This is a genomic window from Nocardioides sp. NPDC087217, assembly GCF_044744805.1.
Lineage (GTDB): Bacteria > Actinomycetota > Actinomycetes > Propionibacteriales > Nocardioidaceae > Nocardioides.
Genome location: NZ_JBIUZB010000003.1, coordinates 490,772 through 504,298 on the forward strand (window position 1 = coordinate 490,772; position 13,527 = coordinate 504,298).

Annotated in this window: 7 protein-coding genes, 2 pseudogenes and 1 riboswitch; of the genes and pseudogenes, 7 read left to right on the plus strand and 2 right to left on the minus strand. The window is 70.3% G+C overall.

The features are described from left to right. Positions 1 to 48: 48 nt before the first annotated feature. The 5 genes and pseudogenes from katG to ACIO3S_RS16670 all read left to right on the plus strand — a co-directional run bounded on the left by katG (position 49) and on the right by ACIO3S_RS16670 (position 7,660). Positions 49 to 2,199: a catalase/peroxidase HPI gene (gene katG / locus ACIO3S_RS16650; RefSeq protein ID WP_400465697.1), complete on the plus strand. Its 2,151-nt coding sequence runs from the start codon at positions 49 to 51 to the stop codon at positions 2,197 to 2,199. Positions 2,200 to 2,328: 129 nt separating this feature from the next. Beyond that, positions 2,329 to 3,297, plus strand: a pseudogene (locus ACIO3S_RS16655) (transglycosylase domain-containing protein); the annotation flags it as partial. A 411-nt stretch (positions 3,298 to 3,708) separates the two neighbouring features. Continuing rightward, a pseudogene (locus ACIO3S_RS16660) lies at positions 3,709 to 4,791 on the plus strand (penicillin-binding transpeptidase domain-containing protein); the annotation flags it as partial. Between the two features lie 74 nt (positions 4,792 to 4,865). After that, a riboswitch (SAM riboswitch) is annotated at positions 4,866 to 4,979 on the plus strand. A gap of 43 nt (positions 4,980 to 5,022) precedes the next feature. Further along, complete coding sequence (locus ACIO3S_RS16665; protein WP_400465700.1) at positions 5,023 to 6,342, plus strand: aminotransferase class V-fold PLP-dependent enzyme; 1,320 nt, start codon at positions 5,023 to 5,025, stop codon at positions 6,340 to 6,342. Between the two features lie 262 nt (positions 6,343 to 6,604). Beyond that, positions 6,605 to 7,660 (plus strand): biotin/lipoate A/B protein ligase family protein, encoded by a 1,056-nt coding sequence (locus ACIO3S_RS16670; RefSeq protein WP_400465703.1) that lies wholly within the window; start codon positions 6,605 to 6,607, stop codon positions 7,658 to 7,660. A gap of 4 nt (positions 7,661 to 7,664) precedes the next feature. On the opposite strand, the gene ACIO3S_RS16675 is transcribed toward ACIO3S_RS16670, so the two are convergent. Continuing rightward, the gene (locus ACIO3S_RS16675; RefSeq protein WP_400465705.1) at positions 7,665 to 8,489 is read right to left on the minus strand and encodes an alpha/beta fold hydrolase; all 825 of its coding nucleotides are present in this window, start codon (positions 8,487 to 8,489) and stop codon (positions 7,665 to 7,667) included. A 179-nt stretch (positions 8,490 to 8,668) separates the two neighbouring features. Here ACIO3S_RS16675 and ACIO3S_RS16680 point away from each other — a divergent pair, with 179 nt between their 5' ends. After that, positions 8,669 to 9,499 (plus strand): alpha/beta hydrolase, encoded by an 831-nt coding sequence (locus tag ACIO3S_RS16680; RefSeq protein ID WP_400465708.1) that lies wholly within the window; start codon positions 8,669 to 8,671, stop codon positions 9,497 to 9,499. Positions 9,500 to 9,508: 9 nt separating this feature from the next. Next, positions 9,509 to 10,312 carry an MBL fold metallo-hydrolase gene (locus ACIO3S_RS16685; RefSeq protein WP_400465710.1) on the plus strand — a complete coding sequence of 268 codons (804 nt, stop codon included), beginning with the start codon at positions 9,509 to 9,511 and terminating at the stop codon, positions 10,310 to 10,312. Positions 10,313 to 10,314: 2 nt separating this feature from the next. Here the strand turns inward: ACIO3S_RS16685 and ACIO3S_RS16690 are convergent, their stop codons facing one another. Next, positions 10,315 to 13,059: an AAA family ATPase gene (locus ACIO3S_RS16690; protein WP_400465713.1), complete on the minus strand. Its 2,745-nt coding sequence runs from the start codon at positions 13,057 to 13,059 to the stop codon at positions 10,315 to 10,317. Between the last annotated feature and the right edge of the window lie 468 nt (positions 13,060 to 13,527).

Genomic DNA, 13,527 nt, shown 5'->3' on the forward strand with positions numbered 1-13,527 from the left:
CACAGCGTCTGGCAGCAGCCAGTCCGATCAGAAACGGATAGGAATCTCATGTCTGAAGAGGCCGTGAGCAAGTGCCCGGTGATGAACGCAGGCCGCGTTCACCCCACCGCCGGCAGTGCCAACCAGGAGTGGTGGCCGAACAAGCTCAACCTGAAGATTCTCGCCAAGGACGCCCCTGTGAGCGACCCGATGGGCGAGGACTTCGACTATGCGAAGGCTTTCGAGTCCCTGGACCTGCCTGCCGTCAAGGCGGACATCGCCGCGGTCATGACCGATTCCAAGGACTGGTGGCCGGCTGACTTCGGTAGCTACGCCGGGCTCTTCGTCCGGATGGCGTGGCACGCCGCCGGCACCTACCGCAGTCACGACGGTCGCGGTGGCGCCGGCCGTGGCCAGCAGCGTTTCGCGCCGCTCAACTCCTGGCCGGACAATGTCTCCCTCGACAAGGCCCGTCGTCTGCTGTGGCCGGTCAAGAAGAAGTACGGCAAGAACCTCTCCTGGGCCGATCTGATGGTTCTGGCGGGCAACGTGGCGATGGAGGAGGGCGGCTTCAAGACCTTCGGCTTCTCGGGTGGTCGCGCGGACGTCTGGGAGTCCGACGACGACATCTACTGGGGTCCGGAGAAGGTCTGGCTCGACGACGAGCGCTACACCGGCGACCGCGACCTGCAGGCGCCGCTGGCCGCTGTCCAGATGGGTCTGATCTACGTCAACCCGGAGGGCCCCAACGGCGAGCCCGACCCGATGAAGTCCGCGGTGGACATCAAGGAGACCTTCCGCCGCATGGGGATGAACTCCGAGGAGACCGTCGCCCTCATCGCCGGTGGCCACACCTTCGGCAAGACCCACGGTGCCCACCCCGACGATCTGGTCGGCCCCGACCCGGAGGCCGCGCCGCTGGAGAACCAGGGCATCGGCTGGAAGAACGGCCACGGCACCGGTGTCGGCGCGGACGCACTCACCTCGGGCCTCGAGGTCACCTGGACCTACCACCCGACCCGCTGGGACAACGAGTTCTTCCACATCCTCTACGCCTACGAGTGGGAGCTGTTCGAGTCGCCTGCTGGCGCCAAGCAGTGGCGTCCGAAGAACGGCGCGGGCTCCGACATGGTTCCCGAGGCGCACGGTGAGGGCAAGCGCGAGCCGCGCATGCTCACCTCCGACCTGGCGCTGCGCGTGGACCCGGAGTTCGACGAGATCTCGCGCCGGTTCAGGGACGACCAGGAGGCCTTCTCTGACGCGTACGCCCGTGCCTGGTTCAAGCTGACCCACCGCGACATGGGTCCGAAGAGCCGCTACGTCGGCTCCGAGGTCCCGGCCGAGGACCTGCTCTGGCAGGACCCGCTCCCGGCCGAGGGCGGCGCGACCGACGAGGCCGCGATCTCCGCAGCCAAGGCGGCCATCGCCGAGTCCGGTCTGAGCGTGCAGCAGCTGGTCTCCACCGCGTGGAAGGCGGCGGCCACGCACCGTACGTCCGACCACCGCGGTGGCGCCAACGGCGGTCGTATCCGGCTCGAGCCGCAGGTCTCGTGGAAGGTCAACCAGCCCGAGGAGCTCAAGCCGGTCCTCGCGAAGTACGAGGAGATCGCGGCCGCGACCGGTGTCTCCTTCGCCGACGTGCTCGTCCTCGCCGGTGGCGTGGGCATCGAGCTGGCCGCCAAGGCCGCGGGCCAGGACGTCACGGTCCCGTTCTCCGCCGGCCGCGTCGACGCGACCCAGGAGCAGACCGATGTCGAGAACTTCGCCTGGCTCGAGCCGGTCGCCGACGGCTTCCGCAACTACGACTCCGGGTTCCTCAACCTCCCCACCGAGTTCCTGTTCCTCGACCGGGCGAGCCTCCTCGGCCTCTCGGCCCCCGAGGCCACGGTTCTGGTCGGCGGCCTGCGCGTGCTCGGCAACAACTGGGACGGCTCCGACCTCGGTGTCTTCACCAAGACCCCGGGCGTGCTGACGAACGACTTCTTCGTCAACCTGCTCGACTACGACCAGCAGTGGACCCCGTCCGCCGACGAGGCGACCTACACCAGCTCCAACGGCTGGACCGGTTCCCGCGTCGACCTGGTCTTCGGTGCCAACTCCGAGCTCCGCGCCCTGGCGGAGGTCTACGGTGCCGACGACGCCAAGGAGAAGTTCGTCAACGACTTCGTCAAGGCGTGGGTCAAGGTCATGGAGAACGACCGCTTCGACCTGAAGAAGTGACCTGAGGCCGTACGCCGCGGCGTACGCCTGACACGGAGGCCGGCCCCTTGTGGGGTCGGCCTCCGTTGTCATACCCACCCGGGTAGGATCAACGGCCGCCGCAGTCAGTCGCCTAGGTCAGGTGGAGCAATGGAACACCGGAGCGCCGAGCCTCCGAAGGGTCCGACCGGCCCGCCGCCGTCGTGGCGACCGCCTCCTCCGCCCGCCGCGCAGGGTCCTCGGATCGCGCCCGAGCCGCCTCGGGTCGTGCCCAGCCGACCGGGTGCGCGTCGGGCGGATCCCAAGCCGTCCGCGGCCCGCGACTTGCTCGCAAAGCTCGAGCCGGCCAAGGCCTGGGCAGCCGAGAAGTGGGCCACCCGGAGCACCGGATCCAGGAGCACCGGCGGTCGTCCACCGGCCACGACCTGGCGCCGCTGGGGGAAGGTCACGGCGAAGGTGGCGCTGGTCGGGTTCCTGGCCATCGCCCTGATCGGGTCGGTGACGGCGATCGTGGCCTATAACCGGATCAAGGTGCCGGACCCCAACGCCGCGTTCGAGGTCGAGACCTCCTTCGTCTACTACGGCAACGGCAAGACCGAGCTCGGCCGCTACCAGGACGGCGACCAGAACCGGATCAAGCTCGAGGCCGACGAGATCCCGGAGACCGTCAAGCACGCCGTGGTGGCCGCCGAGGACCGTACCTTCTACGAGAACAGCGGCGTCGACGTGAAGGGCATCGTGCGGGCCGCCTTCTCCAACACGACCGAGGGCACCTCGGGCGGTGCCTCCACGATCACCCAGCAGTACGTCAAGAACTACTACCTCAGCGCCGAGCGCTCCTACTCGCGCAAGCTGAAGGAAGCGGTCATCGCCCTGAAGCTGACCAGGCAGAAGAGCAAGGACCAGATCCTCACCGACTACCTCAACACGATCTACTTCAACCGCGGCGCCTACGGCATCGAGGCGGCCGCGAAGGCCTACTTCGCGAAGTCCACCAAGGACCTGTCGCTGCGGGAGACGGTCGCGCTCGCGGCCATCCTCAACAACCCCGCCGGCTTCGACCCCGCCAGCAGCACCTTCCGTGGCGAGGAGAAGCTGCTCGGCCGCTACCAGTACGTCCTCTCCGGCATGGTCGACCTCGGCTACCTGAAGCAGGCCGACGCCGACAAGGTGAAGGACGCGCTGCCGAAGTTCCCCGCGAAGACGGTGCCGAGCCGGCTCGGCGGTCAGCGCGGCCACGCGCTCACCATGATCAAGGCCGAGCTGCTCGGCCTCACCGATGCCCAGGGCAAGCCCCTGTTCACCGAGGAGAAGATCGACAGCGGTGGCCTTCGGATCACCGCGACGCTCTCGCCCAAGGTGATGAAGGCGTCGGCGACCGCGGCCAAGACCGTGAAGCCGAAGAACCGGAAGGCGTACGTCAAGGGCGACCCCGAGCAGAAGAACGCCCTGCACGTGGCGACCGCCTCGGTCGATGTCGAGTCCGGTGCGCTGCTCGGCTTCTACGGTGGCCAGGACTACCTCGACAGCCAGCACAACTGGGCCGCGACCGGTGGTCACGCCGGGTCGACGATGAAGGCCTTCGCCACCGCAGCGGCGATCGCGAAGGGCTACTCGCTGAACTCGACGTGGGCCGGTGACTCGCCGTTCACGACCTACGCCGGCTCCGAGGTCGTCAACGAGGGTGAGCAGGCTGGCATCGCGGACGGGATGGACTACGGCCAGCACATCACCATGCTCAAGGCGATGGAGCAGTCGGTGAACACGGCCTACATCGACATGACCGAGTCGATGGGTGGCCCCGAGGAGGGCCGCAAGGCGATCTACGACACCGCGGTCGCCGCGGGGGTCGCCCCGGCGAAGGCGGACCCGAAGTTCCCGGGGATCCCCAGCACCACCACCGACTTCGACCACCAGACCGACGACCGGATCGCCCTCGGCCGCGCCAACGTCAGCCCGATCAACATGGCCAACGCCTACGCCACGATCGCCAACGGCGGCTACCGCCACGACGTACACGTGGTGAAGAAGGTCCGTGACCGCGCCGGCAACGTCCTCTACAGCTGGAACGGCCGGAAGAACGCCCGGCACGCGATCTCCGAGGACATCGCCGCCGACGTGACGTACGCGATGCAGGGCGTGGTGCAGAGCGGCTCGGGTCAGAAGGCCCAGAGCATCGGCCGCCCTGTAGCCGGCAAGACCGGCACCGGCACCTGCACCAGCGCGCAGTACGTCTGCTCGTCGTGGTTCGTCGGGTTCACCCCGCAGATCGCCACCGCCGTGCGCTACTCGCGCGGCAACGGCGAGGGGAAGCTCGACGGCGGCTGGATGCCGTCCTACTTCGGTGCCGACTATCCCACCGAGACCTGGGCTGCCATCATGGCGAAGGCCATGGAGGGCAAGGAGGTCGAGAACTTCCCCGAGCCCGTCTACGTCGACGGCCAGGATCCCGAGTCCGGGCACGAGGAGGAGCTGATCGCTCCGCCCGCGCCGCCGGAGGAGGAGGACGACGGCGAGGAGTGCGACCCGGTCTCGGAGTTCTTCGGCACCTGCGAGGGTGACGGCGAGGGCGGCTGGGGAGGCGGCGGCAACCCTTGGGAAGGTCGTCCGTGATGTGAGATCCGTGCCCACGGATCGAGACGACGAGTTGGAGAGGGCAGGCGGTCTCCGGCACCATCGTCGGCGAAGGTCACGACTGCCAGCGCGAAGCCCCGGCTTGCTGGCGGGCAACCCTCCCACGCGGTGGGGTGCTCCGGGTGACGACCAGGCCCGCGCCGAGGCGGCGCGGGCAAGCGCGTGCTTCGCCGGGCAGCCCTGGGGAGCCATGACCCGAAGGGTGCCCCCATGTCCCTGCTTCCGCTCGTCGGCTCGAACACGCAGGTCCCGCTGCTGGACGGAACGACCGCGACGTACGCCAACCTGGATGTCGCCGCCTCGGCGCCGGCGCTGCAGAGCGTGGCCGACCGGGTTGCCGAGGTCCTGCCCTGGTACGCCTCGGTGCACCGCGGCGCCGGCTACCTGTCCCAGGTCTCGACCGCCCTCTACGAGGAGTCGCGCGCGACCATCGGCGCCTATGTCGGCGCCCGCGAGGACGACGTCACCGTCATCACCCGCAACACCACCGACTCGGTGAACCTGCTGGCCGGCTGCGTACCCGGCCGGGTGCTCGTCCTCGACATCGAGCACCACGCCAACCTGCTCCCGTGGCGCCGCGTCGAGGCCGGCGTCACCGTGGTCGCCGGCCGGGACACCCTCGCCGGCACCATCGACGCCCTCGCCGGTGAGCTGGCTCGGGACAGCTTCGCCCTGGTCGCGATCACCGGCGCCTCCAACGTCACCGGAGAGGCGCTGCCGGTCGCCGAGATCGTCACCCTTGCCCACGCCCACGGCGCCCGGGTCCTCGTCGACGGCGCCCAGCTGCTCGCCCACCGCCACTTCTCGCTCACCGCCACCGGCGCCGACTACGTCGTCCTCTCCGGCCACAAGCTCTACGCCCCCTACGGCGCCGGCGCCCTGGTCGGGCGCCGCGACTGGCTCGACGTCGGCACCCCCTACCTCGCCGGGGGAGGGGCCGTCGATGACGTCGAGGTGGGCGAGACGACGTGGCAGCCCGCCCCCGCACGCCACGAGGGCGGCTCGCCCAACGTCATCGGCGCCGCCGCGCTGGCCGCTGCCTGTACGACTCTCGGTGGCCTCGAGCCCGCCGAGCTGGACCGCCACGAGGCGTCACTGAGGGGGCGTCTCGTGGCCGGCCTGTCCGAGCTGGAAGGTGTCGACGTGCTGAGGCTCTGGCCTGACTCCGAGGAGCCGGTCGGGGTCGCGACGTTCACGGTCGACGGGATCGAGCCCGGCCGGGTCGCGGCCTACCTCTCCGCCGAGCACGGTCTGGGTGTACGCGACGGCCGCTTCTGCGCGCAGCCGCTCCTCAAGCGCCTCGGGCTCACCGGCGGCGCGGTCCGCGCGAGCATCGGGATCGGCACCTCGGTCGCCGACGTGGACCGGCTGGTGGCCGGCGTACGTGCTCTTCTCGTGGGTGACGTCCGAGGCGACTACGTCCTCGTCGACGGGGCCTGGACGCTCGCCGAGGACCCGCGCCCGCTCGTCGGGCCGGCCGGCCTGACCCGTCTCGCCGACACCGCCGGCTCCTGCGGCGCCGCCGTCTGAGGAACGCCTGCCGAGGCGTCAGGTAGGTCGGCCGAAACGTCAGTTGCGTCGGCCGAGTGGGCAGTTACGTCGGCCGAGTGGGCAGTTACGTCGGCCGAGTGGGCAGTTACGTCGGCCGAGTGGGCAGTTACGTCGGCCGAGTGGGCAGTTGGTGACGTCTCGGCCGACGGGGGCGACGTCTCGGCCGACCGGAGTGACGTCTCGGTCGACCGGGGTGACGTCTCGACGGGATGATTCGGGGCGCTCGCGGTGTTGAGAAATTGTGAGTGAAAGAGTGCATGGCGAGCGGAAGGTACGCGGCGGCAAGCTGGTCGTCGTCGACGCGACAGTCTCCGCTGACACGATCATCGACGTCGTCCTCTCGGGCGACTTCTTCCTGGAGCCCGACGAGGCGCTGGGCTGGCTGACCGAGGCGCTGGAGGGGCAGTCCGTCGACGTCTCCCTCGACCAGCTGACCGCGGTGCTCGACGTCGCCGCCCGCGATGCCGAGCTGGTCGGCTTCGGCACCCGCGACGTCGCCCTGACGGTGCTGCGGGCGCTGGGCCGGGCCACGACCTGGGACGACCTCGACCTCGAGATCGTCGAGACCGGGCCGCTGTCGCCGCGGATGCAGATGGCGCTCGACGAGGTCATCGTCCGCCAGGTCGCCGAGGGTCGCCGCGCCCCCAACCTGAGGTTCTGGGACTGGGCCAGCAGCGCGGTCGTGATCGGCAGCTACCAGTCGATCTCCAACGAGGTCGACGAGGCCGCAGCCGAGCGTCACGGCATCGAGGTCGTACGCCGCATCTCCGGTGGCGGCGCCATGTTCATCGAGCCGGGCAACACGATCACCTACAGCCTCGCCGTCCCCGACACGCTCGTGGCCGGCATGTCCTTCCAGGAGTCGTACGCCTTCCTCGACGAGTGGGTGCTGCGCGGCCTGCGCGGCGTCGGCATCGAGGCCGCCTACGCCGGCCTCAACGACATCGCCTCGCCGGTCGGCAAGATCGCCGGCGCCGCCCAGAAGCGGATCCCCGGCGGCGTCCTGCACCACGTCACGATGGCCTACGACATCGACGCCGACAAGATGCTCGAAGTGCTCCGGATCGGCCGGGAGAAGATGTCCGACAAGGGCACCCGGAGCGCCGCCAAGCGCGTCGACCCGATCCGTTCCCAGACCGGGCTGAGCCGCGAGAAGGTCATCGACGCGCTGCTCTCGGAGTTTGAGCAGAGCTTCGGCGCGGCGTACGTCGGTCTCGACCAGGCCACGATCGACGAGGCCGCGGCGCTGGTCGAGAGCAAGCACGGGACCCCGGCCTGGCGCGCGAGGGTGCCGTAGGCCGTCAGCGGTCGATGAAGGCCAGCACATCGGCGTGCAGACGGTCGCGATCGGTGTCCGGGAGGGCATGGCTGGATCCTTCGTAGACCTTCAGCTCCGCGCCGTCGATCAGCTCGACCGAGCGGCGACCCCCGACGTCGATCGGCACGATCTGGTCGTCGTCGCCGTGCACGACCAGCGTCGGCACGTCGATCTTGGCCAGGTCGGGCCGGAAGTCGGTGGCGGAGAAGGCCGCGATGCACTCGTAGGCGCCACGGTGCCCGGAGGCCATGCCCTGGAGCCAGAAGGCGTCGCGGAAGCCCTGCGGAACATCGCCGTTCCGGTTGTGGCCGAAGAACGGCCCGTCGGCCAGGTCGCGATAGAGCTGGGCCCGGTTGGCCAGCTCCCCGGCCCGGATCTCGTCGAAGACCTCGATGGGTAGCCCCTCGGGGTTGTCCTCGGTCCGCAGCATGAGCGGCGGCACCGCCGAGACCAGGACGAGCCCGGCGACGCGGCCGGTGCCGTGCCGGCCGACGTACCGGACGATCTCACCGCCGCCCGTCGAGTGCCCGACGAGGGTGAGGTCGCTCAGGTCGAGAGCGTCGATCAGACAGGCGAGGTCGTCGGCGTAGGTGTCCATCTCGTTGCCCGACCAGGTCTGGCTGGAGCGGCCGTGGCCCCGGCGGTCGTGGGCAACGGCTCGGTGGCCGTGCTGCGCGAGGAAGAGCGCGGTGGCCTCCCAGGCGTCGGAGTTGAGCGGCCAGCCGTGGCTGAGCAGCACGGGGCTTCCGCTGTCGCCCCAGTCCTTGTAGAAGATCTGGGCGCCGTCGTCGGCGGTGATGTAAGGCATCGGCTTCCTCCCACGGTCGGTTGGGCTCTGTCCTGGCAAGCCTCGCGCGGCCATCGGGCTCGGCGGACCACGTGGACCGCGTAGTCCCGCGGGACTACGCGGTCCACGTGGTCCGGACGCATCGCGACGCGATGGACGATCGGAGCGCCGCAGCCCCAGCACTGGAAAGGGAACCTGACATGAGCACCCCCGACACCATCGTCCTGATACACGGCTTCTGGGTCACACCCCGGTCGTGGGAACACTGGAAGGCCCGGTACGAGGCCAAGGGCTTCACCGTGCACACTCCTGCCTACCCCGGCTTCGAGGTCGAGGTCGAGGCCCTCCGCGCCGACCCGACCCCGATCGCGGACCTCACCCTGGAGGCGATCGTCTCCCACCTCGAGGCCTTCCTCGACACGCTCGACACCGCACCGATCATCATGGGCCACTCGGCCGGCGGGGCGTTCACGCAGGTCGTGATGGACCACGGCTACGGAGCTGCGGGCGTCGTCCTCAACTCCGCTCCGACCGAGGGTGTCCGGGCCACGCCGTGGAGCCAGCTGCGCTCGGTCTTCCCTGTGCTCAAGAACCCGGCCAACCATCACCGCGCCGTCGGGTTCGACTCCGAGCAGTGGAAGTACGCCTTCACCAACACCTACACCGAGGAGGAGTCGCTGGCGTTCTACGAGCGCTACCACATCCCGGCTTCGGGACGCGTCCTGTTCGACTCCGTGCTGGCGAACTTCCAGCCCGGTCACCAGGGCGCCTGGGTCGACTTCAAGAACGCCGACCGCGCGCCGCTGCTGTTCCTGTCCGGATCCGAGGACCACATCATGCCGCCCTCGGTGCAGGCCTCGAACGCCAAGCACTACAAGGGCGCCGGAACCGTCACCGAGCACGAGACGTACGAGGGCCGGCCGCATCTGATGGTGGCGGGTGCGGGGTGGGAGGAGATCGCCGACCACGCGCTGGAGTGGGCGCTCTCCAACTCCGGGCAGCGGGGCGCGACCGAGCCCACTGTCTCCTGAGGCCGCGCGATGGACCTCACGCTCACTCACGTCGGTGGACCGACGACGCTGCTCGAGGTGGCCGGGTGGAGGATCCTGACCGACCCGACCTTCGACGCCCCCGGCCGGACGTACAGGTTCGGCTGGGGTACGTCCTCGCGGAAGATCGCGGGCCCTGCGGTCCTCGCTGCCGAGATCGGCCCCATCGACGCCGTCCTCCTCACCCACGACCATCACGCCGACAACCTCGACGACGCTGGCCGCGCGCTGCTGCCGGATGTCGGGGTCGTGGCCACCACCGCCTCGGGCGCGGTCAGGCTCTCCAGGTCGGGCCTGGTCCGGGCGGTGAGGGGTCTGCGGCCGTGGCAGACCACGGTGCTGCAGGCGCCGGGACGTCCGACGGTCACGGTGACCGCGACTCCCGCGCGTCATGGTTTCCTCGGCAGCAGACCGATCGTCGGCGACGTCATCGGTTTCTCGCTGACCTGGGAGGGGCAACAGCACGGAGCCGTCTGGGTCTCGGGAGACACGGTGCTCTACGGGGGTATCGGCGAGGTCGCGACCCGGGTCGACGTCGGGACCGCGGTCCTGCACCTGGGGCGTGTCGGGTTCCCGGTGACCGGCCCGCTCGCCTACACGATGGGCGGGCGGGAAGCGGTCGAGCTGTGCGGGCTGCTCGACCCGGTCACGGTGGTGCCGGTGCACTACGAGGGCTGGTCGCACTTTCGTCAGGGGAAGGACCGGATCCTCGCCGACCTGGCCGATGCTCCGCCCGGGATCGCCGACCGCTTCCGCTGGCCGACGCCGGGCTTGCCGCTCCGGCTGCCGGTGTAGACCTAGGTGCCCAGACGGTCCGCCAGCTGCCGGCGAGAGGAGATGCCGAGCTTCTGGAAGACCTTCCGCAGGTGGTAGTCGACGGTGTTCGGGCTGATGAACAGGTTGGCGGCTATCTCGGCGTTGGTACGCCCGGACGCGGCCAGGCGCGCGATCGTGTGCTCCTGGGTGGTGAGCTCCAGCGGCGGGTCCACCTCGGCGTCCACGACGTCGGTCCGGACGCCGAGAACCTCGAGCTCGGCGAGAGCTCGTGGGACGAAGATCTCGGCGCCGCTGTGGCGCAGGTGCCGCAGCGCGAGGCGGAGCTGCTCGGCCGCCTCGCGACGGCGCCGGACGCGACGGAGCCATTCGCCGTAGAGCAGGTACGACCGGCCGAGCTCGGTCTCGGCCAGCGTCTTGTGCAGGGCCGCGACCGAGGCGAGGTAGTGGGCCTCGGCCTCGTCGTCGGTGCTCACCAGGGCGAGCGCGCGCTCGGCGGCTCCCTCGCACCAGGGCATGCCGTTCACCGCCGCCCGGCTCGCCAGGTCCTGGGCGACCCGCCGTGCAACGTCCGGATGGCCGGAGCGTACGGCTGACTCGACGAAGTCGGCGTACCAGATCGGGGTGACCTGGAGGAACGGGTCCTCGACCAGCGGTCTGTGGCGCTGGTAGGCGTCCTGGTAGCGCCGGTCCGCGAGGTCACGCGCGACCAGCCCCTCGATCCCCGAGGACCGGACTCCGCCGAAGCCGATCGCTCCGGCGCCGTCGGCGAGCGCCGCCACCAGCTCGCGTGGCTCGCCGGACCAGGCCATCACCGCGACGTTGGGCACGTTCGCGTCCTCATAGCCCATCGCGACCCGTACCTCTCGATGCATCTCAACGCAGCGGCCGGCCCGGTGCAGGGAGCCCCCGTAGACCTCGGAGAGCGCCATGATCCACAGCAGCGTGTCGAGCACGAGCAGGGCGCCTCGGTCGCGTGCGGCCCGTGCGGCGCGGTCGAGGCCGGCGGCTCGGTTCCCGTCGTCCCACAGGTAGCCACCGAGACCGGCGATGACGCTGCCGAAGTACATGATCTCGTCATCGGGCAGGGCGAGCACGGCGTCGAACGCCGCGCGCACCTTCGGGTGCGCCGTGTCGTACGGCTCCAGGATCACGGCGGCCAGTCCGCGCAGCACGACCGACCACCGGCCGTCCAGATCGGCGCCGGCGAGCATCCGCCGGCCCAGCTCGGTCTGCGTCACGCCGGTCATGAGCCGGTCGGCGCTCGAACATCGGTCGAAGGCCCGGAGCAGGGCGTCCTGCTCGCGTACGTCGTCGAGTCCGTGGAAGAGATCGGCGGCGCGCAGGTGGTCGGCCGAACCGCCCATCACCCCGTCCCGTTCGGCGCGCAGCAGCGCCAGCGCGCTGCGGATGATCAGCGCACGGCCACGGGTGACCGCGCCGGCGGACTCCTCGTCGAGGTCGTCGACGAGCCGCTGGGAGAGATGCACGGCGCCGACGGCCAGCGCCGCCTCCGCCGCGCCGACCTGCCGTGCGGCACGTGCCTCTCCCGGCGGGCTCAGCTCGGCGGCACGGGCGAGCAGACGCGCACACGAGACGAGGCCGCCGCGGCGGGCGGCCAGGTCTGCGGTCAGGTCCAGCCGTGCGGCGACCTCCTCGTCGGTTCCGACGACGGCCCGGGCCGCGTGCCACGCTTCTGCCTCGGTCAGGTTCGCCCGGTCGGCCGCGTGCGCGAGGGCACGGTGGACCCGGCGTCGTTCGACGCCCGAGGCCGCGTTGTAGACCGCCGAGCGCACCAGGGGATGGCGGAACCGTACGGTCGGGGTGAGCTGGACGAGCCCGGCGACCTCGGCGCGGTCGGCGTCGTCGAGAGTGAGGCCGAGGTCCGTCCCCGCCGCGGCGAGCAGGTCGATGTTGCCGGTCGAGTCCGCCGCGGCCAGCAGCGCCCAGGTCTGGACCGCCTGGTCGGCCTGGCGAACGCGGCGTACGTAGTGGGCCTCCAGATGGCGACCGACGGGGACGGGCTCGCCGGCCATACCCAGGTCCGGCAGCTCGTGGACCAGCGACTCGCCGGCGAGGTCGATCAGGGCGAGCGGGTTGCCGCCGGTGGCCTGAGCGATCGCCAGGGCCACCGAGGGCGGGAGTGGTTCCGCCGCCGCACGGTTCAGCAGCCGCACGGCGGCATCGGTGTCCAGCCCGGTCAGAGCGAGCTGGGGCACGCCACCGAGGTGCTCGGCCAGGCCCGCCTCGTCCCGCCCGGCGAACACGACCGCGACCCGCTCCACCGCGATCCTGCGGGCCACGAACGCCAGCGCGTCCAGGCTCTCCGGATCGATCAGATGGGCGTCGTCGATCGTGCAGACGATGCCGTGCTCGTTGCTCGCGGCGGCCAGCAGCCCGAGGACCCCGAGGCCGACCAGGTAGCGGTCGGGCGGCGGTCCGTCCGCCTCGCCCGAGGCGACGAGCAGGGCGCGGCGTTGCTGCTCCGGGAGCATCCCGCACTCGGGCTGCAGCGACGTCACCAGCCGCTGGACCGCGGCGAACGCCATGTCGGACTCGGACTCGTAGCCGTCGAGCCTGATCACCCGAACGCTCGTGCCCGTGGTGGCTGCGGTGAGCAGCGCGGACTTGCCCATGCCCGGCTCGCCGAGCAGGGCGATCGACCCGCCCTTCCCGTTCCGTGTACGGCTCAGCAGTCTGGCCAGGCGTACCTGCTCCGGGTCTCGGCCGACGAGGGCGTCCTGGTGCTGCTCGGGGGCGCTCTGCACGAGGACGACGCTAGCTACGGGGGAGGGTGTGTCGCATGACCCAAATGGACGAGACCCGGGTGGTGTGCCGGCTCGGCGCCGTGAATGCGAGAGCCCCTACGACCGGGTCGCAGGGGCTCCGAAGTTTGGACTCCGCTGCTCGGAGCGTTCCTTGGATGAGATGGGGGGGTCCTCATTCACGACCGACATCACGAGCAGCGGAGCGTCGCCAGTTTGGCACGCTCGAACTTGTCGTCGCAATAGGTGAAGGCCCCTCCGGCAATATTTTCTGTCGGTCGATCCGCAGGGCAGAACTCATGGACTATCGAAAGTGCTTTTCTAGAGGACTTCGACCCTGTCACCGGCGCCGCGCGCGGGAGTATGGCCGGGCTGCGTATGACGATGGCGGCGGTGGTCGGCTACCCTGGACACATGCAGATGTCTGTCCTGCTTCTTAGGCAGCCGCGCTGACCCTGAGGGACACACCCC

Coding starts and splice junctions, on each gene's coding strand:
- ACIO3S_RS16675 (WP_400465705.1), bottom strand. CDS start 8,489: ATGCCTTACATCACCGCCGACGACGGCGCCCAGATCTTCTACAAGGAC.
- ACIO3S_RS16685 (WP_400465710.1), top strand. CDS start 9,509: ATGGACCTCACGCTCACTCACGTCGGTGGACCGACGACGCTGCTCGAG.
- ACIO3S_RS16680 (WP_400465708.1), top strand. CDS start 8,669: ATGAGCACCCCCGACACCATCGTCCTGATACACGGCTTCTGGGTCACA.
- katG (WP_400465697.1), top strand. CDS start 49: ATGTCTGAAGAGGCCGTGAGCAAGTGCCCGGTGATGAACGCAGGCCGC.
- ACIO3S_RS16665 (WP_400465700.1), top strand. CDS start 5,023: ATGTCCCTGCTTCCGCTCGTCGGCTCGAACACGCAGGTCCCGCTGCTG.